This window comes from Mycobacterium rhizamassiliense (assembly GCF_900157375.1).
GTDB classification, from domain to species: domain Bacteria; phylum Actinomycetota; class Actinomycetes; order Mycobacteriales; family Mycobacteriaceae; genus Mycobacterium; species Mycobacterium rhizamassiliense.
The window spans coordinates 2945499-2965667 of sequence record NZ_LT721901.1; the positions used below are offsets into that span (position 1 = coordinate 2945499).

The following is a 20169-nucleotide window of genomic DNA, read 5'->3' on the forward strand; positions in this document are numbered from 1 at the left end:
ATCGCCGACCGCCGATCAGCCCGACACTATCGACGGTGGTGGCGTGAATCCCGGGTTCGCCAATGCCGTTGCCATACCGCTGCCGATGGGTCCCTTTTCGTCGAATAGCGTCGCCACGCCGGTGGCGACCCCAGCGTGGCTGTAGTGCGTCATCGACGCCAATCCTATGTAGACGCCTTGCGGCAAGCGACTTAGCGTGATCGTGTAGTCGGCGTTGATGAACTGTAATCCTTCAGTGCCCCAATGGGTTAACGAGCTGGTGACGTCGCCGGCCATGATGGCGCGAGTAAACGACGACAGGGGCTCGTCGTCGACGAGCAGCTTGGTCTCCCGCAGCCAGACGAACTTCTGCCCATGGTGTCGCCACTCGGTGACCCCGACGCCCGGGCTGCCAGCGACCGGGTCCCGGCCGAACGAGTGCAACACCAACGGGACATCGTCAGCCAACACATCGGGCTCCGCCGGTAGTGCGGGCATGGTGACCGGCGACGTCCACACCGTGTCCTCGGCATGCTCGCTGCGGCGCAGGAACAACGCACTGGCGCGAGCGACCACCACGTCGTTCTGCGTCATGACCGCGTCGACCACGCGAAGTCGCCGACCCTCGCGCACCACCGAAGAGTGCATCTGCACGGGTTGCAGCGCCACCGGCCGCAGCAGATCCACCGTCAGCCGGGCAGGCTGAAGGTCGACGTCGTCGACTCCTTGTTCGACCGCGCGCGCCAGCAACCCCCCGACGTAGTTACCGCTGACTGACGGACCCCACGGGCCCCTCGCCAAACGGGTTGGTACGTAAGCGTTCCCGTCGGTGACGAAGAAGCTGGTCGGCGCAGGGCGGGCCGACTTCCCCGGTGAATCTGTCATCGGATGCTCCCTCGCAGTCGGCAGCGCTCAAGGAGTATTCGCGCCAACAGTTCCGGGTGGCTGAACATGACGTCGTGGCAGGTGTCAACGGGAATCACCTCGTGCACGCCGCCGAGGGCGGTGATACTCGCGCGTTGGGACTTTTGCGACAGGGCTCGGTCTCGGGTGGTCAGTACCCAGGTGCGCGGCACATCGTCGGGAAATCCGCTGCGGTCCGCGGGCTCCGCGGGAACGGCCGCCGATTCGGTGTACAACCTCGATATCGCCAGTCGGCGCCGTTGCTTCGTCATGCCGTTGCAGAACGCGTACTGCGCGGCGATGGTTGGAACCTTGAACGGTCTGCCGCCTCGGGCGGCGAACCGCGCGAAGGCCGCCAGGGGACCGCCCAAGGTGTCGACGATCGCCTGACCCTGACGGGGGACGAACGCGCTGACGAGAACCATCTCGCGTACTCGGGCTGAGCCGAGTTTGGTGACGACGCCGGGCACCGTCACACCGGCCATCGAGTGGCCCACGATTACGATGTCACCAAGATCCGCTTCCTCGATGTCGGCGACGACGGAGTCCACCCACTCGCCGATGGTGGCCGTCGCGAGGTCTCCTGGCGTGCGCCCGCGGCCCGGCAGATCCACGGCGAGGGTACGCAATTCCGGTTCCTGACGGCGCAATTCGGCGACGACGAGATCCCAGCAGTCTCCGGCGTGCTCGCCGCCATGGACGAGCACGAGGTCGGGCAGCGTCGCGGCGGAGCCGTTCATCGGTCGACCAACTGGGAGCTCAGCATGTCGATGTCGGTGCGGAAGTCGGAGAAGCTCCTGCTGGCCGGCTCGATGGTGATCCACGTGACGCCCGCCTCGGCATAGGTGTCCAGGCGCCGCCGCACCGCGGCACAAAACTCGTCGCAGTCGGCACTGGCGAGCAGGTCTGCTTCGAACGGGACGAAGGCGACGTCAGCAGCGTCGCGGCCCGCGTCCGCCCGTTGCTTGTTCACCCTCGAGATCCACTCGCCAAGTGTGGCAATGTCTTCGAGTGGCCGGGCGCGGGTGATCACGGCCATCTCGCCCGACGCGGCCATCGGCATCCAGCCGTCGGCGACCTTGATGACGCGGCGCTGCGCGGCGGCGCTGTTGCCTCCGATCCAGATCGGCGGACCGCCCGTCGTCAGCGGCGGCGGCAGCGCAACATGACCCCTGGCCCCGAACTCCGGCCCGTCGTGGTCGACGCCCGCCCAGGCTGCCTTCCACGCGGCGATCGCCTCGTCGAACAGCGCGCCACGCCGCTCGAACTCGGCGCCCAACGCTTGGAATTCGGCCTTGAGGTAGCCGGCGCCCGTGCCTAATGTGAACCGACCACCCGAGAGCACATCGAAGCTCGCGGCCGCTTTCGCTGTCAGATACGGGTTGCGATAACCGGACACCAAGAGGTAGGTCATCAACCGGATGCGGGTGGTGGCGGCCGCGGCGAAGCTCAGTGACACGAACGGATCGAAGGCGTGGTGGCCGCCGCGGGCCAACCACTCCCGGTCGGGATACGGGTGTTCGGACATCGAGAAGGCATCGAAGCCGGCCTCTTCGACCAGTCGTGCGACGTCGCCGATGCCTGCGCCCTCGCACCACCGGTCCCAGTGTTTGACGGCCCGCATCGGGAACATCAGGTTGTAGCGCACGTTGCTCCTCTTGTCGCCGCGACTATCTCACCAGTGATCGCGCAATGACTTCGCGCTGGACCTCGGTGGCCCCTTCGCCGAGCCGCTTGACCCGCAGGTCGCGAAACCATCGCTCCAGCGGCAGCTCGGTGGAGATTCCCAGCGCGCCGTGAACTTGGATGCACCGGTCGAGAACCCGGTAGGCGGCCTCGGTTCCGAACATCTTGGCCACCGACGCATCCACCCGGACGTCGCGTCCCAGGTCGGCGTTCCAGGCGGCCTGGTACATCAGCAGCCGCGCGGCGCGCAGGTCCACCTCACTGTCCACCAGCATCCACTGGATGCCCTGCTTGTCAGCGAGCTTGCCGCCGAACACAACCCGGTCCCTCGCCCATTGGCAGGTCATGTCGAGTGCGCTCTGCGCGATCCCGATCGGGCCGGCGGCGTACACGATGCGGCCATGCACCAGGAATTCGCTTGCCAGCGAAAAGCCCTGTCCCTCAGCACCGATCAGCCGGCCCGCGGGTATCCGCACGTTGCCGAAGTGCAACTCGTACGGCGCAAAAGACGCCATCACGGGGATGCGGCTGAACGTGACTCCGGGGGTGTTCTTCTCAAGAATGAAGGCCGAGATACCCTGGCGCCCCTCGCCGGTGCGGGCGTAGATCACGCCCCAGTCGGCATCGGGCGCATGCGAGATCCACATCTTCGAGCCGTTGAGCAGGTAGCCGTCGCCGTCGCGCACCGCCTTGAGTTGGATCGCCCGCGCCGGATCCGACCCACCGGAAGCCTCGGTGATCGCGGTGTACGCCTTGGACATGGTGCCGTCGACGATGGGCTTGGCGTATCGGTCGAACTGCTCCGCCGACGCCTTGAACATGATGTTGGGCGGGTTACCGCCGAAGGCGCCGAGTGCCGGAAAGAAGGCTCCCATACGGCATTTCGCGGCTTCCTCGGCAACCACCACCTGACCGAGGACACTCAGCCCGGCACCGCCGTGCGCGGCGGGCGTCTGCAGCGCCCATAGCCCGAGTGCCCTGGCTTTGGCCTGCAGCTCGATGAGCTGCTCGCGGGGTAGCCCGACCGTGTCGTGGTCCAGCTTCTCCTCAAGGGGATGCACGTGGGCATCCATGAAGCGCCGCACGGTGTCGCGCAGCATCACCAGTTCTCCTGGCAGCTGCCATGCGCCGGAAGGCCCTTCGGACATCAGACCCGCGCCGCAGCGGCCGCCCGCAGGTCGCGTGCACTCTGCAGCTGCGGCTCGTGATTCGCCTCGTATCGCTCGATCCACTCGTGCGGCAGTTTGCCCCACGCCTCACCGATCCGCAGCCGCTGCGCGGAGCTGAACACCTCCGCGGCGACGACGTCGCCGACGAAGATGGTGTTCTCGTCATTGTCCAGCGACCCGGTGATGCGGCACTCGACGTAGCTATGTGCATCGAGCAGGATCGGCGCACCCGTGACGCCCGGCTTGGTGCGCAGCATGGAGATCTTGTCGCCGTCCCGCCCCGAACTGCCACCGAGTGTCATCAGGATCTCCATCGACTTGTCGATCTCGTCCGGGCCGGCCGACAGCATGTGCATCACGAAGATGCCGGAGTTCACCAGCATGTCGTGCGTCTTGTTGTACTTGGTCAGGCTGACGGTTGCGCGCGGCAGTTCCGGCACAATGCTGGCCGAGCCGGCCGACAGCGACATCAGCCCGTTGGCGACTCCGCCGTCAATCGTGGTGACTGCCACCGGAAATGGTCGCAGTCCGGCCAGCACCTTGTCGGCGGCCGTGAGGTCTAGCGTCATGTGTATACCCCTTGTCGATTGGCTGCAGATCAGCCGAGCGTGAACGGGTCGCGGGTGTCCCCGGACAGTTCCACCCACACCGCTTTCGTCTCGGTGAAGTCCTTGATGGCGTCGATGCCGTTTTCTCGCCCGATGCCGCTGTAGCCAATGCCGCCGAATGGAACATGTGGCGCGACAACGCGATACGCATTGATCCAGACCGTACCCGCGCGCAGCTTGGCCGCTACCCGGTGCGCCCGGTAGACGTCCTTGGTCCACACCGCCGCGGCCAATCCGAACTCGGTGCTATTGGCGGCGGCGACGGCCTCGTCCTCGTCGGCGAAGGTCATCACCGCCAGCACCGGTCCGAAGATCTCCTCGGCGACGGCCCGCATCGACGGGTCGACACCGGTCAGCACCGTGGGCTTGACGAAGAAGCCGCCGAGGTCGGTGGCCGGCTCGCCGCCGTAGGCGACCGTTGCGCCCTGCTCGCGGGCAGAAGCGAAGTGCGACAGCACCTTCTCGTACTGGGGCTGGTTGGATACCGGACCCATCTCGGTCGCCGGGTCCTTCGGGTCACCCAGTTTGATGGTCGCCGCCCGCGCGACGATCTTGTCCACCAGTGTGTCGGCGACGCTGCGGTCCACGAGAAGGCGCGAGCCCGCCAGACACGTCTGGCCGGTAGCGGCGAACACGCCGGCGATTACCCCGTTGGCCGCGGCGTCGAGGTCGGCATCGGCGAACACCACCTGCGCCGACTTGCCGCCGAGTTCGAGGGAGAACCGGGTCATGTTGTCGATCGCGGCCTTGCCGACCTGAATGCCAGTGTTCGTCGATCCGGTGAACGCGATCTTGTCGACACCCGGGTGCGACGCGAGCGCGGCACCCGTCTCGGGGCCCCAGCCGGTGACGACGTTGATGACGCCCGGCGGAAAACCGGCCTCGGCGAACAGCTTTGCGAACGCCAGCGTCGATGTCGGGGTGTGATCGCTTGGCTTGACGACGAACGTGCAACCCGCGGCCAGTCCGGCGGCCAATTTCCAGGTCAGCAGCAGCAGCGGCGAGTTCCAGGGCGTGATCGCGCCGACCACGCCGACCGGTTCATGCCGGGTGTAGACGAGGTAGTTGGGCTTATCCACCGGTATGACGTCGCCCTGCAGCTTGTCTGCCAGCCCGCCGTAGTAGAAGTAGTAGTCGGGCAGCGACCGCATCTGGCCGACCATTTCGCGAACCAGCTTGCCGCCGTCGCGCACCTCGAGTTGGGCCAGTTGCTCGGCCTCGCGCGCGATGATCTCACCGAGTCGCCCCAGCAGCTTGCCGCGGGCGGTCGCAGTGAGCGCACCCCACGGTCCATTCAGCGCAGCACGGGCGGCCGCTACGGCGCGGTCCACGTCGACGGCCCCGCCGTCGGGCACGCGTGCCCAGGGCCTGCCGGTGAAGGGGTCAACACTGTCGTACGTCAATCCCGATGCGGCGGGCGATGATTCGCCCCCGATCAAGAGATCGAACTGGACCAACGTCTCGGTCGCGGTGTCAGTCATGCGTCCTCATCGAGTTCGCGGCTTCTTCTTGTTGTTCAACGAGTCCGGGCTGGCTCCGGCATTGCCGAGGTCGGTGAAGAACTTTCCGTGTCGGGCAGCAACACTGGGGGTCAGATCGCGGGCCTCCCACATCGCGCGAACGGTGCCCTGAACACCATTAGGTCTGCGCGCGGCGATTTCGGAGGCCAATTCGAAGGCGCGGGCCCGTAGTTGGTCGTCCGGGACCACCTCAGTCACGAGCCCGATGCGTAGAGCGGTCTGCGCCGATATCCGCTCCTCGCTGCCGAGCAACGCCCAGCGCATCACCTCGCCGTAGGGCACACCGAGGGCCAGCATGCCCATCGGCTCCAGTGCCGAGACGATGCCCGCATTGGCGTGCGGATCGAAGAACGTGGCTGTCTCACTGCAGATCGAGAAGTCGCACTCGTTGACGAAGTACATGGCGCCGCCGGCCACGATGCCATGCAGTGCCGCGATCACCGGCTTCCACACTTTGTGCGCCTTGGGTCCCAGTAGTTCGCCCGGGTCCTCCTGGTTGAAGATGGGCTTGTGGGTCCACCAGGTGCCCTCGGTGACGTCGATTCCGGTGCAGAACGCGCGCTCGCCGTTGGCGCACAGCACCGCGACGCGGATGTCCTCGTCGTCGCGTACGCGGGCCCATGCCGTGGTCAGATCGGCGGCCATCTGTTCGGTGAAGCTGTTCAGCTTGTCGGGACGGTTGAGCGCCACGGTCGCGACATGGTCGGTCACCTGGAATTCGATGGTGGCCAGGTCGGTCTGCTCGATCACGGTCGCTCCTCGGTCGATCCGGTGGATACCGGCATCTTCTCACCCGACCCGCTTACGTGGTTCACCTGGTTAGCGATCTCGCGTTTGAGGATCTTGCCCGCGGGGCCGAGCGGGAACTCGCGCCAGAACACGAACCGGCGCGGCTGCTTGTAACCCGCCAATTCCGCGCGGCACAACGCGGCGAGTTCGGCGGCCAGGGCGTCCTGGTCGGCGACGTGGGATTTGGGAATCACAGCGGCGACCGGCGTCTCACCCCACTCCGGGTCGGGAACCCCGACCACCGCCACCATGTCCACGCCGCGGTGCGAAGCGAGCACCCGCTCGATCTCCGCCGGGTAGACGTTGAACCCACCGGAGATGATGAGATCGGTTTTGCGCCCAGTGATGTGGAGGTAGCCCTCCTCGTCAAGGAAGCCCAAGTCGCCGGAGCGCAACCCATCGGGACGAAACGTCTCGGCGGTCTGTTCGGGCCGGTTCCAGTAGCCAATCGCATTGGCGGGGCTGGTGATCACGATTTCGCCGACGTCGCCGGGCTGGGCGTCTCTGCCGTCGACGTCGATGACGCGGATCACACACATCGGGGTTTCCTGCCCGCATGAGGTTGAGATCGAGGTTTTGCCGGCAACGATGTCGCGATGATCCTGCGGGGTGAGAATCGTGGCCTGTCCGCCGCATTCGGTCAGGCCGTAGCGCTGTTGCAGGTCACAACCGAGCAGGTCCATCGCTTTACGCGCGAGGCCCGGCGGCACGGGGGCTGAACCGTAGGAGATGCGCCGCAGGCTCGACATGTCCCGCGGCGGGCCGTCCTCGAGGATCGCCAGCGTGCGGTGCAGCATCGTCGGGATGAACGTCGTGAACGTGATGGCACTGCGTTCGATCTCGTCGATCACGGCCTGCGGGTCGAATCTCTGATGGATCACCATGGTCTGACCGAGATAAAGCCATGACACCGTGCGGACCATGCCGCCCGCCGTGAAGAACGGGGTGGTGGCAAGCATGACGTCCGAGCGGTTGGCCTCGGTCACAAGGTTCGTGTCCGCCGCCTGGTAGAGCAGGGCACGGTGGGTGTGCATCACGCCCTTGGCTCGACCGGTCGTGCCGCTGGTGTACAGGATGAACGCCACGTCATCCGGCGTGACGTCGCGGTGCCCGCCGCCGGGCTGCGCTTGCGCCAGCGCCGTCTCGTAGTCGGTGACCAATTCGCTCGTGTCGAGCGCTGAGCGGGCACCCACGCCCAATATCATTCCCAGCTCCGTCAATTCGCCCAGGAACCTGTCCAAGTGGTCCGCGTGGATGATCACCGCGCGCGCACCGGAGTCGTCGCATACGTGGGCGACCTCGTCGGGAGCCAGCCGGATGTTCACCGGTACCGTGATCAGCCCAGCCTTGGCCAGGCCGAACGAGATCTCGGGCCATTCAAGGCAATTGCGGGCGATCACCATCACTCGATCGCCCGGTGCCAGCCCCCGGCCGATCAGGAAGCTGGCGAGTCGACGGGCCCGCTCGTCGACCTGCGACCAGGTGAGCGCCCGGTCGGCGTCGACCAGCGCACGCTTCTCGGGGAAACGGCGGGCGTTGTTGGTTGCGATGTCACCGATGAGCATCAGATGAGAAGTCCGTTCAAATCAGGAAAGCGAGTGTCTCGACCGGGCCGCTTGCGTCGATCAGGTGCACGATCTTACGAATCAGCCGCGGGCCTTCCGGGGACAAGCGAATCGTGTGGATAACCCGACCGGACCAGAAGCGTTGACGCACACGGTATTCAAACAATGCGAAGTTGGATTCGACCGTGACGTTGTCGGCACCCGCGTCCACCACCTCGCTGTTGGAGATCACCCGCCGCATCACCGACGGTGGCGTCTGGGAGTGCCGGTTGCCGGTGTTGAGCTGCGCCACCCGGCTCTTGATCCGCCGCCGGTTGTCGTTGATGTAGGCCAGCGTGGTGCGCGGGTCGTCGTCGGGGTGCATCGGGACGCGATACTCAACCGTGTCGTCGTCATCGGCCCACAGCGCCTCCCACTCCGAGTAGCGGCCCTCGTCGGCCAGGCGGGCCTCCAGATACAGAAACGACAGGATCTCGGGGTCTGGCAGCGGACGCAGAACGGGACGTGCCTGGGTTTCGGAATTGACGGTCATGCGCCCGCCGCTCCGCCGACGACCGAGGCCCAGTGTGCGTAGAACCCGCGCTGGGGGGTCTCGGCACTCTTGTCCCGGTTGATGATTCCGGTCGTATCGTCGACATCGCTTTCTATGCCGCGGGCCAGCATCAGCCACTCGGGCAGCTCGGCGGCGAGGCCGGCCTGGTTGCGCATGCCGATCTCGCCGTCGTCGGCGATCAAGAATCCCGCCGGACCCATCGCCCCCTCGGAACGGCGCAACGTGCGCTCGTTCAGCGCATCCTGGCCGGGTATCAGAACCGCGGTGGTGTAGGCGACGGTGCGGTCGGGCGCCTGCGGCTCGACGAACATCACGTTCATCTCGGCCAGGAAAAGGTTGGGCCAGATCAACGTGTGTGGTGGACCCACCACCAGTGCGTCGTGCGCCTGCACGGAACCGTACGCGCCCTCGAGGGCGTCGACATAGTCGGCGAGCTTGGCCCGCGGGATACGGCCGTACCAGACGAATTCCTCGTCGAGCTTCCGGTATTCGTCGCTGTAGTCGATCTCCGAATGGCCGTTGCCGAGATCGCGGACCAGCACGTCGACCTTAGTCGGGACGTGCGACACCTTGGCGGGCTTGATCGCGTCGTACACCGAGGCATGCGTGAACAGCGCGTGGTAGCCGTCGACGTTGTTCTCCACCACCATTTTCCAGTTGGCATGGTGCAAGTGCTTCATCCAATTGGCCCGCAAGTCGATCTCGCGGGTGGGGGACAGGTTCAGCAGACGATCGATGGCGCGCGTTGCCCTGCCAAGATGCTCGGACAACGAGATGCCCTCGGGCGCCAGCGACGCGAAGACGAATCCGCCGTAGCTGTCCACCCGGGGCGCCTGGGCAAGGCCCAGCTCCGAACGCACCTGATTGAACGCATCGCCGTAACCCTCGCGCATCGGAACACCTTGCAGCGCACCGGTATTGCTAAACGTCCAGCCGTGATACGGGCACCGGAACGAGTTGGCGTTGCCCTTCTCGGCGTTGCACAGCTTGTTGGCCCGGTGGGTGCAGCGGTTGAGCACCACCCGAATCACGCCGTCCTTGCCGCGCGCCACGACGACCGGGTCATGCCCGATCATCCGGGTGAGGTAGTCGCCCGGCTCGCTGACCTCGCTCTCGTGGGCGACGTACACCCATCCGGTCTTGAAGATAGTGTCCATTTCGCGGCGGAAGATCTCGGCGGACGTGTACACGGTTCCGTGCACGCGGTCACTTCGTATGACGCTGCCGACGTCGAAATCATCTACGGCAGAGGCGGATTCAAGGGTTGTCACTGGTCCTCCAGGATGTCGATGGCCGGGATGGCGACGTCGCCGAGGTGGCGGAAACCGATGCGCACCGCTGCGCCGATGGGCGGTGCGGTGCCGGCGGGTTGCACGGTTGTCATCACCATCCGGTGACCGCTCGTCAGCTCGACGTCGACGATGGGGTAGGGCATGACGCCGCGCACCAGGCCGGGCTCGCGCCGGTGCATGAGCGTCGCAGCGTGTACCGTTCCGCGCGGAGCGACTGTGCTCCAAGCGCGTTCGGCGGTCCCGCAGCTGTCGCAGACTTCTTGGTCGAGCTCGAGTGGCAGGGCGCACGCCGCGCAGAACGGCATCACGAGTTCGTTGCGTGAGGCCGCTCCGTACAGCGGCGCCAGCACATCGTCATCGGCGGCGGGTGCCAGCGCGCTGTCCAGCAGCCAGTCCTCGACCGCGGTGGCGGTCATGCGGCGCGCTCCAGCACCAACGCGGCATGGTGGTCCAGCCGGCCCCCGATGCCGCCAACCAGCGCCACCGTGGCACCGGGAACCTGACGTTGCCCGCCGGTGCCGCGCAGTTGAATCATGGCCTCCGCCAACGGTGTCATGCCCTGCAGGTAGAAACCGGACAGCTGGCCACCGCCGGTGTTGGTCGGCAGCGTGCCGCCCGGCCCGGTGTGGCCGTCGCGCACGAATGCGCCCGCCGGAACGTCACCGGTGAGCCGGTATTCGTCGAGCAGCGCCAGGGTGACGATCGAGAACGGGTCATACAGCTCGGCGACGTGCAGGTCGGATCGGACCATGCCGGCCTGTTCGAGCGCGTCCTGCACCGCGCGCCCACCGCCGCCGAACCACGACTCGGCTCCCGCGCGACGGCGCCGCACCGGATGTGCACGCCCAGTGCCGCGAATCCGCAATCGGGTGCCGCCGACCGAGGGCCGCCCGGTCAGTACGACGGCGACCGCGCCGTTCACCGGCCGGGCGCAGTCGAGCAGCCGAAGCGGCTCGGCGATCATCGGGGAAGCGTCGTAGTCGGCATCATCGAGCTGCTCTCGGTTGACCGCGTCAGGATTGCCGCGCGCCCATCCCCTCGCGGTGGTGGCCACCGCCCGCAGCGCGTCGGCACTGGTGCCGGTGACGTGCAGCCAGCGCTGGGTCAGCAGTGCATACGTCGGCACCGAGCCAAGCAGCCCCGACGCCCGCTCCAGCCCGCGCACCCCGACATTGCCGCCGCTGTGTGCGTAAGTCGACCCTGCGCCGCGGCCGGCCACCAGGGGTGCGTCGGCGAATACGCACAGTACGGTCGACGCCTCACCGGAAAGGATCGCGTGGCGCGCGCGCTGGATCATGGCGATAGTCGTGGCGCCCTTGATCTCGACGTGCTCCAGCAGGCGCAGGTCCGAAAAGCCGGCCGCGGCGGCGAATCCAACCCCCAGCCGGTCCGGCCGGACGCCCTGCGACGAGCCGACCAGGATCCCGTCGACATCAGCGCGCCCGAGTCCGGCGTCGGCCAGCGCGGCGGCACTCGCCTTGACGGCCAGCTCCAGCGGCGTGGCGCCCGGACGCAGCGACATCGCGGTCATGCCCAGGCCGACCAGGTCGGCGTCGGCGATGCTCACGGCCGCTCCGTTGGCCGGCGTTCGCCGCGATAATTGCCCACCCTTACCCACTCTTCGCGATCTTCGGCGGTGGCCAAGGTGAAGCTGGCCAACTCCAAGGGACACAAGAAGACCTGCTCGCCGCCCTCGAGGTCCTCGACGAGCAGGCGGGGGCCGTTGCCGTTGACGTCCAACGACAACCGCACGGCCGCGAACTCGTTGACCAGGTCGGCGAGGACGCGGCGTCCGGCCGGAGTGTTCACCTGCCCAGTATTACCGCATACAAGTGTCAGAATCAATGGACGAAGACGGAACGACGCCCTGGCGTATTGCGCGCAGGCCAAGTGGTGTGAGCCGTTATTCACATGGGAACATAGAGTTTGTGCGACGATGGGGAACGCGCGGAGCGACGTCAGCACTAGATGACAGCTGTGTCAGATACTCCAGATGCGGGAAGGCGAGATGAGCCAATTACAAGCACCGGCCGCGGCGGCCGACGTGAGCCGGGTCGACACGGAGAACTACCGCAGCATCTGGATGTATCTCAAGGAGCTCGAGTTCCGGCAAGGGTTCGTCGACATCGGAGTCAATGGTGTGTCCGTCCGTACCCGTTATGCCGAGGCGGGCGGGCCGGATAAGCCGCACGCCATCCTGCTGCACGGCACCGGCGGGCATTGGGAGACGTTTGCGCCCAACCTCGCCGCACTCTCGCAGCACTTCCATTGCGTCGCGATCGACATGGTCGGCAACGGGTTCTCCGACAAGCCGGACTACGACTATGAGATCGCGGTCTACGTCGAACACGTGCTGGGGGTGATGGACCACTTCGGCATGGCGTCGGCCAACTTCATCGCCATGTCGCTGGGTGCGTTCGTCGCGTCCGCGATCTCCGTCGGCCATTCCGACCGGGTGGACAGGGTGATCCTGATGTCGCCGGCCGGGCGGGAGGCTTCGGCGTCGAACATGGCGCGCATTCGGGCGGAACGAACCAAGGCGGTCAACGAGCCGACCTGGGAGTCGCTGCACGGCGTGTTCGCCCACCTGATCGCCGACGAGGCCAATCGCCTGCCCGATCTCATCGGTTTGCGCCAGGCCGTCTATCGGCGCGAGGACACCCGCGACACCATCGACCGGCTGCTGATCCTGCAGGACGAAAAGGTCCGCCACCGCAACTTGATTCCGGACGACAAGTGGCGCGGCATCGAGGCGCCGGTGATGATCGTGGCCTCGGGCAAGGACCACGGCGTTTACCAGGACACCGCGCGCACCCTCGCGGATCTGATCCCGAACTCAGAGGTGTTCGAGATGCCCTCGGTGCGGCACTGGCCGCATTTCGAGGATCCCGAGGCGTTCAACGCCGCGGCGATCGAGTTCCTCTCGAGATGAGCAGACCCGCCGACGACGAGGTCGCGGAGATCGCTCGGCGGCTGTACGAGGCCGAGCAGACCCGCACGCCGATCCGACAGTTGTCGTTGGATTATCCCGACATGACCATCGAGGATGCGTACGCGGTGCAGCGGGCACTCGTCGCGCTGAAGGTGGCCGACGGGCGAGAAGTGAAGGGCCGCAAGATCGGCCTGACCTCGAAGGTGATGCAGCGGTCGGTGTCGATCGACGAACCGGATTACGGCGCGCTGTTCGACGACATGTTCATCGAGGACGGCGGACGCATCCCGGTGGGCCGCTACATCCGTCCGCGCGTCGAGGTCGAGTTGGCGTTCGTGCTGGGCGAGCAGCTATCCGGCCCGGGCGTCACGTTATTCGACGTGCTGCGGGCGACCGAGTTCGTCACTCCGGCGCTCGAGATCCTCGACGCCAGGGTGCAGATGTCGGATCCCGAGACGGGCCATCTGCGCACCATCGTCGACACCATCGCCGACAACGCCGCGGACGCCGGTCTGGTTCTGGGCGGGCGGGTCTTCCGCCCATTGGACGTCGACCTGCGCTGGGTGGCGGCCCTGTTGCTGCGCAACGGCACCATCGAGGAGTCCGGGGTGGCCGCGGCGGTGCTCAACCATCCCGGCAACGGCGTGGCCTGGCTAGCCAATCGGATTGCTCCGCACGGTGTTTCACTGAATCGCGGCGAGGTGATCCTGTCTGGATCGTTCACCAAGCCGGTGTTCGCCGAACCGGGGGACAGCTTTGTCGCCGACTATGGACCACTGGGCACGGTGTCGGTGACGTTCGATTCGGAGGCGTCGTGACGAACCGGTGGACGCAGCGGATCGGCGACGGCGACTCGCGGATCGGCATGTGGGTGGCCTCGGGCAGTGGCTACGTCACCGAAATCTGCGCGGGATCCGGAATCGACTGGCTGCTGCTGGATCAGGAGCATGCGCCCAACGATCTGCGCACCACGCTCGAACAGCTGCAGGTGCTTGCCGGCTACCCGGACGTCGATGTGCTGGTGCGTCCGCCGTCTGCCGACCCGGTGTTCATCAAGCAACTGCTCGACATCGGCGCGCAGAACATCATCGTTCCGATGATCGATGGCCCCGGTGAGGCAGTCGCGGCGGTTGCCGCCACGCGGTACCCGCCCGAGGGGATTCGCGGGGTGGGCAGCGCGTTGGCCCGGGCATCGCGATGGAACCGCATTTCTGACTATCTCGTCACCGCCGATGCAACGGTGTCGTTGACGGTCCAAGTGGAGAGTGTGGCCGGCCTGGCGCAACTCGGCGAGATCGCCGACGTCGACGGCGTTGACGCCGTCTTCATCGGTCCGGCCGACCTGGCGGCCTCGATGGGCAAGCTCGGCCAGCCGGAGCATCCAGACGTCGTGAGCACCATAGAAACTGCGTTGGCAACCATCGGCGAACACGGCAAGCGCGCCGGGGTCAACGCGTTCAGCGAATCGCTGGCACGCCGCTACATGACGGCCGGCGCGAGCTTCGTGCTCGTAGGAGCGGACGTGGCACTGCTGGCCCGTGGTGCCGAAGAACTGGCCGCAAGGTATCGCAGCCCATGACCGTCGCATTGTTTCTGACTATCGTGTCACCTAGAATTCCGGATCATGGACCTCGACTTCACGGCTGACCAGCTCGAGTTCCGCGACCAGGTCCGCACGTGGCTCGACGAGAACAAACCGGCCGAACCGCGCCCGCGCGACGACGCGGGTATCCGTGAATACGACTTGGCCTGGCAACGCACTCAGGCCAAAGGCGGCTGGGCCGGCATCGCCTGGCCCACCGAATACGGCGGCAAGGGGCTGACGCTGCTTCAGCAGTTGATCTGGTACGAGGAGTACGCCGCTCGGGGGTTCCCCGGCATCGATGCGTGCTTCGTCGGTAACTCGCACGCCGGGCCGACCCTGATCACCAGGGCCACCGACGAGCAGAAGTCGTTCCACTTACCGAAAATTCTTGGCGGCGAGGTGATTTGGTGTCAGGGCTTCTCCGAGCCCGACGCCGGATCGGACCTGGCGGCGTTGCGCACCAAGGCGGTGATCGATGGCGAGCACCTGGTGGTGTCGGGGCAGAAGCTGTGGACCAGCTTCGCCACTGTCGCCGACTATCAGGAGCTGCTGGTGCGCACCGACAACACCGGCAGCAAGCACACGGGCATCACTTGGGTGATCTGTGACATGAGCACGCCGGGCATCGACGTCCGCCCGATCGAGACCATCGAGGGCGGCTCGGAATTTTGCGAAGTGTTCTACGACGATGTGCGCATTCCGCTAAGTAATGTGGTCGGCGAGGTGGGCGAGGGCTGGTCGGTCGCGATGGCCACCTTGTCTTTTGAGCGTGGGACCGCGTTTACCGCCAACCAGGTCCGGTTGGCCAAGATCATCGAGGACCTGATCGATTACGCGCGCGACCACGTCGGCCCGGACGGTCGCAGGCCTGCCATCGCCGACGACGAGATCGCGCGACGACTGGCCCGGGCCCGCGCCTCAGTGGCGTCGCTGCGGGCGCTCACCTACACCAATATCTGCGAGGCCATGAAGACCGAGATGCCCGGTCCGCGGGGTTCGATCGTCAAGTTGATGTACGCCGAATTGGCCAAGGAGATCGGCAAATTGGCGATGGACGTTGTCGGTCCCGCCTCGGTCCGGTATTCGTCGCGCTGGGACGTCGACGGCTGGGTCGGTTATTACTACTACAGCTTCTCCCAAGCCATTGGTGGCGGAACGTCGGAGATTCAGCGCAACATCGTCGGCGAGCGCGTGCTGGGGCTGCCGCGATGAGAGGAGACGACGGTGGATCTGCTGCCCGGAGCTGAGCAACTCGAAATCATCACGGCAGCAGGAGATTTCCTTGCCGATCGGATGCCCGTCGAACGGATCCGCGCCAGCCGCCATGCGGAGGCGCCGATTCCCGAGTCGCTGTGGCGGGAATGCGCCGAGTTGGGTCTGCTCACGCTCGGACTTGACGAGGAGTCCGGCGGATCGGGCCGGCCCTTGGACGACGAGGCACTGCTGTTCGTCGAACTCGGCAAGCGCCTCGCACCGGGGCCGTTCCTGGCCTGCACGTTGGGTGCCCGGGTGGCCGCCCGTTGCGGCGACGACGCGCTGGCGCAGCGGATCGGCTCCGGCACGGCGTCGGTGGCCCTCGCGGTACTGCGTGGCGACGGCGACGTGCGCCCCATTAAGGGCACTTTCGATTTGTTCGAATCGGCGGGTGCCTCGCACGCCCTGCTGGTGGCCCGCAGCGGCGCCGCGCTGGTCGACATCGATTCCTTCGGTCCGCTGGCGCCCGTGGTCGCGGCCGACCCGGGTACTCGAATATCTTCTGCCACAGTCAAATCCGTCGAGCCGATGCACTGGTTGCCCGCAGAGGACGAATGGATCTGGGGGCGCGCCATGGTGCTCGCTGCGGGCTATCTCACCGGCTTGGCCGCGGCCGCGGCAGCGTCGGCGACCGAACACGCCAAGACTCGTGAGCAGTTCGGCAGACCGATCGGCGTGCACCAAGCGATCAAGCATGCCTGCGTCAACATGGAGATCGCTGCCGAGGCCGCTCAGGCGCAGACATTCTTCGCCGCGATCGCGGTGGCGGGTGGACGCGCCGATGCGCTGCTGCAGGTGCTGTCGGCCGTCACGGTGGCCGGCTCGGCGGCCGTCGACAATGCCTCCGCGGGCATCCACGTATTCGGCGGGATGGGCTACACATTCGACAACGACATGCACTTGTATCTGAAGCGCGCACACGTGTTTCGGCACTTGTTCGGTGAGCCCACCGATGTGCTGACCGAACTACTGGCCCAGGACCGTGCCCAGTGAGCGGCGCGGTAGTCATCGCGGGGGTCGCCCTGTCCGACGTCGGCCGGGTCGATTACAAGGGTCCCTACGAGCTGATCGCCCAGGCCAGCCGCCGCGCCCTGGCTGACGCCGGCCTGAGGCCCGATGACGTCGATGGGTTGGCCTCTACCGGTCAGGGCACCCTGCCCCCGGTCGATGTCGGCGAGTATCTGGGGCTGCGGCCCCGCTGGATGGACTCCACCGCGGTCGGCGGAGCGTCGTGGGAGGTGATGGCAGCCCATGCGGCCGACGCGATCACCGCCGGGCACGCCGACGTGGTGCTGCTGACCTACGGATCCACCGCCCGGTCGGATCTTCGAAAGGGGTTGCGGGGGGCCAACATCAACTGGGGTGCGCGCGGGCCACTGCAGTGGGAGGCGCCCTACGGCCACACCCTGATTTCCAAGTACGCCATGGCCGCGCGGCGGCACATGTTCACCTACGGCACCACGATCGAGCAGCTGGCCGAGGTCGCCGTGTCCGCGCGGTTCAACGCGGCCGACAATCCCGAGGCCTACTACCGCGAACCGATCACCATCGACGACGTCCTCGGCGGACCGATGATCGCCGACCCGTTCACCAAGCTGCACTGCTGCATTCGCAGCGATGGCGGGGCGGCGGCCGTCCTTGTCAGCGCGGAACGCGCGAAGGATCTGCGGAGTAAGCCGGTATGGGTGCTCGGCTCGGGCGAGACCACCTCGCACATGCTGACCTCCCAGTGGGACGACCTCACCGTCGGCCCGGCCGCCGTCAGCGGGCCACTGGCGTTCGCCCGTGCCGGGGTCTCCCCGTCCGACGTCGACGTCGCCGAAATCTACGACGCATTCACCTACATGCTGCTGCTCACTATCGAAGATCTCGGCTTCTGCCCCAAAGGGGAGGGCGGCGGCTTCGTCGAGAAAGGCTCGTTGCGCCTCGGTGGCGAACTCCCCACCAACACCGACGGCGGCGGCCTGTCCGCGTGCCACCCGGGTCAGCGGGGATTGTTCCTCCTGGTCGAGGCGGCCCGTCAGCTGCGCGGCGAATGCGGGCCGCGGCAGGTGCCCGACGCCCGGATCGCCTGCGTCAGCGGCACCGGCGGGTGGTTCTGTTCAAGCGGCACAATGATTCTCGGCGCCGAGGAGCCGTAGGTGGCCCGCGCACCACTGAGCTCCGACGTGGCCAACACCCGGGCGATGGTGGAGGCGGCCGCCGCCGTCCACGGGGACCGCGAGGCCTACGTCGAACCCGGAGCCCGAATCACCTTCGCGGAGTGGGTCGGCCGGGCGCGTGGCGTGGCAGCGCAATTCGCCGACCTCGGGGTCGGCAAGGGCGACGTAGTCGTGCTGTGGCTGCCATCGGGCATCGACTACGCGACGTGTTACGCCGCCGCGGCAATGATCGGCGCGATCACCACCGGGCTCAATCCACGGCTGGGACGCAGAGAGATCGAATCGATTGTGCAGCAGGCCGATCCAGCGTTGGTCGTGGCTGACGAGGAGCTCGGTGCGCTGCCCGACACCGGGCATCGGCTGCTGTCGCGGGATGCGCTGTGTAGCGACACGTCGCGCTCGGCGCCACCTTGCGTGGAGCTGAACCGCCGGGATCTGGTTGCGTTGATCTTCACCAGTGGCACGACGGGGACGCCGAAGGGCGCGGCCTTCGATGCCGACCGGCTGGCCGCGGGCGCGGCCGCATCAGGGGTGATGAGCGAGGCGTATGACCGGCGCCTCACGTCGACGCCGTTTTCGCACGCCGGGTATATGTTCAAGCTCTGGGATCAGTTGGTGTGGGGCAGCACGCTGGTGGTGCCGCCGACGCCGTGGTCGGCCCAGGGCATGTTCGACATCCTGCGCGACGAGCGGGTCACCGTCGCCGGCGCCGTGCCGACCCAGTGGGCCAAGCTGCTCGACATCGAAGGCGTGAGCCCGCACGCGTTGCCGCACTTGCGGATCGGCGTCGTCGCCACCGCGCCGGCGCCCCCCGAACTGGTGCGTCGGGTCGGAGAGGGCATCGGGGTTCCGCTGGTCGTGCGGTACGCGATGACCGAGTGCCCGACTATCAGCGGCACCGAACCAAGCGACGCCCCCGAGATTCAGTTCCGTACGGTGGGACGGCCGGCCGCCGGCATGGACCTACGGATCGGATCCGACGGCGTCGTCGAGGTGAGCGGCCCGTGTGTGATGCGTGGCTACTGGCGCAACCCGACACTCACCGCAGAAGTGCTGCGCGACGGTTGGCTGCGTACCGGCGATGTCGGCGCGCTCGGCGCCGACGGCAATCTCACCCTCGTTGGGCGCAGCGGCGACATGTACATCCGGGGCGGCTATAACGTGCATCCCGGCGAGGTGGAGCGCGCACTCGCCGGTCACGCGGGCGTGAAACAAGCTGCCGTAGTTGGGCGCTCGGCCCCAGTGATCGGAGAGATCGGCGTCGCGTGCGTCGTGCCGGCTGACGCCGCGAGGCCCCCCACGCTGGCCGAGTTGCGCACTCATGTGGTGGACGAGTTGGCCGATTACAAGGCGCCCGACGAGCTCCTCATTGTCGACGAGCTGCCACTGACACCCATGCTCAAGCCGGACAGGCTTGCCCTGCGTGAACTGATCACATTGCACGACGAAGACATTCAACGTCGACGATCGTCAGGCTGAGCAGACTCATGGTTGATCTGGGCGCAGCTCGATGAACAGGCCCTCGGCTTCGGCGCATAGCGTGTCCCCGTGCGTGAGTTGAGCACGGAGAGTCCGTTTGCGCCCTTGCTCGCTGACGAACCACGCCCGCACCGCGAGTTCCACGCCGACGGGAGTGATGGACCGGAAGTCGGTGTGTAGATACGCGGTTCGCGCAGGCGCACGGCCGCCGCTACTGGCCAGGCGGCCAAGCACTTCATCGAATAACAGCGGGATAGCTCCGCCGTGGACAGCTCCACCGCCGCCCAGAAAATACCGGCCGAACGTTACCGTGCCCGCCACCTTCTCACGGTCGCCCGCAATCGGAATAAAGTTGGGGGACATGGTTTGTCCGCGGCCTGGCAGATCCAGGCGGCGAGCGAAGATCTGTCGGCGCTCGGGGACTACGGATTGGGCCAGCCGCTCGGCCCACCTATGCAAGTCGTTCGTCAGGGTAACGGTGGTCGCCGCGTCCGGCGCGGCCGCAGCCACATCGTCGAGGAAATCGCGCAGCGCGGCGATCATGTCGCCGTATTCGGCGCCCCCACCCGGGCTGCGTACCGTCGGCTCCTGCCAGGTCCGCATCGGCGGGAACCCGCCCCGTGGCTCCGCGTCTTGAGTCTCCGTCATTCCGCAAGACTAATGCATTGACATTAATAATGATCGCTGAGATGC

General features: G+C 66.6%; 21 protein-coding genes. 7 read left to right on the forward strand and 14 right to left on the reverse strand.

What is annotated here, in order from left to right; all coding sequences use genetic code 11:
* Positions 1–15: 15 nt before the first annotated feature.
* The 13 genes from MRAB57_RS14475 to MRAB57_RS14535 are packed head-to-tail and all read right to left on the reverse strand — an operon-like array spanning position 16 to position 11873.
* Positions 16–864, reverse strand: coding sequence for a thioesterase family protein (locus MRAB57_RS14475; protein WP_077088019.1), 849 nt, complete (start codon positions 862–864; stop codon positions 16–18).
* The gene (locus MRAB57_RS14480; protein ID WP_077088020.1) at positions 861–1622 is read right to left on the reverse strand and encodes an alpha/beta fold hydrolase; all 762 of its coding nucleotides are present in this window, start codon (positions 1620–1622) and stop codon (positions 861–863) included. The genes MRAB57_RS14475 and MRAB57_RS14480 overlap by 4 nt, the downstream gene beginning before the upstream one ends.
* The gene (locus MRAB57_RS14485) at positions 1619–2515 is read right to left on the reverse strand and encodes a TIGR03619 family F420-dependent LLM class oxidoreductase (RefSeq protein WP_173814026.1); all 897 of its coding nucleotides are present in this window, start codon (positions 2513–2515) and stop codon (positions 1619–1621) included. The genes MRAB57_RS14480 and MRAB57_RS14485 overlap by 4 nt, the downstream gene beginning before the upstream one ends.
* A gap of 37 nt (positions 2516–2552) precedes the next feature.
* Positions 2553–3716, reverse strand: a complete 1164-nt coding sequence (locus MRAB57_RS14490) for an acyl-CoA dehydrogenase family protein (protein WP_077088022.1) — start codon at positions 3714–3716, stop codon at positions 2553–2555.
* Positions 3716–4306, reverse strand: a complete 591-nt coding sequence (locus MRAB57_RS14495) for a flavin reductase family protein (protein WP_077079606.1) — start codon at positions 4304–4306, stop codon at positions 3716–3718. The genes MRAB57_RS14490 and MRAB57_RS14495 overlap by 1 nt, the downstream gene beginning before the upstream one ends.
* A gap of 29 nt (positions 4307–4335) precedes the next feature.
* On the reverse strand, positions 4336–5826 hold the full coding sequence (locus MRAB57_RS14500; protein ID WP_077079607.1) for an aldehyde dehydrogenase: 1491 nt from the start codon (positions 5824–5826) through the stop codon (positions 4336–4338).
* Positions 5827–5832: 6 nt separating this feature from the next.
* Positions 5833–6615 carry an enoyl-CoA hydratase/isomerase family protein gene (locus tag MRAB57_RS14505; protein ID WP_077079608.1) on the reverse strand — a complete coding sequence of 261 codons (783 nt, stop codon included), beginning with the start codon at positions 6613–6615 and terminating at the stop codon, positions 5833–5835.
* Positions 6612–8219: a class I adenylate-forming enzyme family protein gene (locus tag MRAB57_RS14510; protein ID WP_108637634.1), complete on the reverse strand. Its 1608-nt coding sequence runs from the start codon at positions 8217–8219 to the stop codon at positions 6612–6614. Before MRAB57_RS14510 ends, MRAB57_RS14505 begins: the two co-directional genes overlap by 4 nt.
* Before the next feature lie 16 nt (positions 8220–8235).
* Entirely contained in the window at positions 8236–8751 is a 516-nt protein-coding gene (locus tag MRAB57_RS14515) for an aromatic-ring-hydroxylating dioxygenase subunit beta (RefSeq protein WP_077079610.1), read from the reverse strand.
* Positions 8748–10043, reverse strand: coding sequence for an aromatic ring-hydroxylating oxygenase subunit alpha (locus tag MRAB57_RS14520; RefSeq protein ID WP_173813933.1), 1296 nt, complete (start codon positions 10041–10043; stop codon positions 8748–8750). Before MRAB57_RS14520 ends, MRAB57_RS14515 begins: the two co-directional genes overlap by 4 nt.
* Positions 10040–10480 carry a Zn-ribbon domain-containing OB-fold protein gene (locus tag MRAB57_RS14525; protein WP_077088024.1) on the reverse strand — a complete coding sequence of 147 codons (441 nt, stop codon included), beginning with the start codon at positions 10478–10480 and terminating at the stop codon, positions 10040–10042. The genes MRAB57_RS14520 and MRAB57_RS14525 overlap by 4 nt, the downstream gene beginning before the upstream one ends.
* Complete coding sequence (locus MRAB57_RS14530; protein ID WP_077082042.1) at positions 10477–11595, reverse strand: thiolase family protein; 1119 nt, start codon at positions 11593–11595, stop codon at positions 10477–10479. The genes MRAB57_RS14525 and MRAB57_RS14530 overlap by 4 nt, the downstream gene beginning before the upstream one ends.
* Before the next feature lie 32 nt (positions 11596–11627).
* On the reverse strand, positions 11628–11873 hold the full coding sequence (locus MRAB57_RS14535) for a hypothetical protein (RefSeq protein WP_077079612.1): 246 nt from the start codon (positions 11871–11873) through the stop codon (positions 11628–11630).
* 199 nt (positions 11874–12072) lie between these two features.
* Between MRAB57_RS14535 and MRAB57_RS14540 the strand changes: the two genes are divergently transcribed.
* Genes MRAB57_RS14540 through MRAB57_RS14570 form a run of 7 tightly spaced genes read left to right on the forward strand, consistent with a single transcriptional unit; the run spans position 12073 to position 19476 of the window.
* A complete protein-coding gene (locus MRAB57_RS14540) occupies positions 12073–12996 on the forward strand; it encodes an alpha/beta fold hydrolase (protein ID WP_077082043.1) in 924 nt (307 codons plus the stop codon).
* Positions 12993–13814: a 2-oxo-hept-4-ene-1,7-dioate hydratase gene (gene hpaH, locus MRAB57_RS14545; RefSeq protein WP_077088025.1), complete on the forward strand. Its 822-nt coding sequence runs from the start codon at positions 12993–12995 to the stop codon at positions 13812–13814. The genes MRAB57_RS14540 and hpaH overlap by 4 nt, the downstream gene beginning before the upstream one ends.
* Positions 13811–14575 (forward strand): aldolase/citrate lyase family protein, encoded by a 765-nt coding sequence (locus tag MRAB57_RS14550; RefSeq protein WP_281253327.1) that lies wholly within the window; start codon positions 13811–13813, stop codon positions 14573–14575. Before hpaH ends, MRAB57_RS14550 begins: the two co-directional genes overlap by 4 nt.
* Positions 14576–14620: 45 nt before the next feature.
* On the forward strand, positions 14621–15793 hold the full coding sequence (locus MRAB57_RS14555; protein ID WP_077079614.1) for an acyl-CoA dehydrogenase family protein: 1173 nt from the start codon (positions 14621–14623) through the stop codon (positions 15791–15793).
* A 12-nt stretch (positions 15794–15805) separates the two neighbouring features.
* A complete protein-coding gene (locus tag MRAB57_RS14560) occupies positions 15806–16828 on the forward strand; it encodes an acyl-CoA dehydrogenase family protein (protein WP_077088026.1) in 1023 nt (340 codons plus the stop codon).
* Complete coding sequence (locus tag MRAB57_RS14565) at positions 16825–17976, forward strand: acetyl-CoA acetyltransferase (RefSeq protein ID WP_077088027.1); 1152 nt, start codon at positions 16825–16827, stop codon at positions 17974–17976. Before MRAB57_RS14560 ends, MRAB57_RS14565 begins: the two co-directional genes overlap by 4 nt.
* Positions 17977–19476, forward strand: coding sequence for a class I adenylate-forming enzyme family protein (locus MRAB57_RS14570; protein WP_173813934.1), 1500 nt, complete (start codon positions 17977–17979; stop codon positions 19474–19476). It begins immediately after the preceding gene.
* Positions 19477–19482: 6 nt separating this feature from the next.
* Here the strand turns inward: MRAB57_RS14570 and MRAB57_RS14575 are convergent, their stop codons facing one another.
* Complete coding sequence (locus tag MRAB57_RS14575; RefSeq protein WP_077090601.1) at positions 19483–20079, reverse strand: hotdog domain-containing protein; 597 nt, start codon at positions 20077–20079, stop codon at positions 19483–19485.
* Positions 20080–20169 lie beyond the last annotated feature (90 nt).

Bases quoted from the DNA above. Each gene is read 5' to 3' on its own strand.
- MRAB57_RS14475 (WP_077088019.1), bottom strand. From the start codon at position 864: ATGACAGATTCACCGGGGAAGTCGGCCCGCCCTGCGCCGACCAGCTTC.
- MRAB57_RS14480 (WP_077088020.1), bottom strand. From the start codon at position 1,622: ATGAACGGCTCCGCCGCGACGCTGCCCGACCTCGTGCTCGTCCATGGC.
- MRAB57_RS14485 (WP_173814026.1), bottom strand. From the start codon at position 2,515: ATGTTCCCGATGCGGGCCGTCAAACACTGGGACCGGTGGTGCGAGGGC.
- MRAB57_RS14490 (WP_077088022.1), bottom strand. From the start codon at position 3,716: ATGTCCGAAGGGCCTTCCGGCGCATGGCAGCTGCCAGGAGAACTGGTG.
- MRAB57_RS14495 (WP_077079606.1), bottom strand. From the start codon at position 4,306: ATGACGCTAGACCTCACGGCCGCCGACAAGGTGCTGGCCGGACTGCGA.
- MRAB57_RS14500 (WP_077079607.1), bottom strand. From the start codon at position 5,826: ATGACTGACACCGCGACCGAGACGTTGGTCCAGTTCGATCTCTTGATC.
- MRAB57_RS14510 (WP_108637634.1), bottom strand. From the start codon at position 8,219: ATGCTCATCGGTGACATCGCAACCAACAACGCCCGCCGTTTCCCCGAG.
- MRAB57_RS14515 (WP_077079610.1), bottom strand. From the start codon at position 8,751: ATGACCGTCAATTCCGAAACCCAGGCACGTCCCGTTCTGCGTCCGCTG.
- MRAB57_RS14525 (WP_077088024.1), bottom strand. From the start codon at position 10,480: ATGACCGCCACCGCGGTCGAGGACTGGCTGCTGGACAGCGCGCTGGCA.
- MRAB57_RS14530 (WP_077082042.1), bottom strand. From the start codon at position 11,595: ATGACCGCGATGTCGCTGCGTCCGGGCGCCACGCCGCTGGAGCTGGCC.
- MRAB57_RS14540 (WP_077082043.1), top strand. From the start codon at position 12,073: ATGAGCCAATTACAAGCACCGGCCGCGGCGGCCGACGTGAGCCGGGTC.
- hpaH (WP_077088025.1), top strand. From the start codon at position 12,993: ATGAGCAGACCCGCCGACGACGAGGTCGCGGAGATCGCTCGGCGGCTG.
- MRAB57_RS14555 (WP_077079614.1), top strand. From the start codon at position 14,621: ATGGACCTCGACTTCACGGCTGACCAGCTCGAGTTCCGCGACCAGGTC.
- MRAB57_RS14575 (WP_077090601.1), bottom strand. From the start codon at position 20,079: ATGCGGACCTGGCAGGAGCCGACGGTACGCAGCCCGGGTGGGGGCGCC.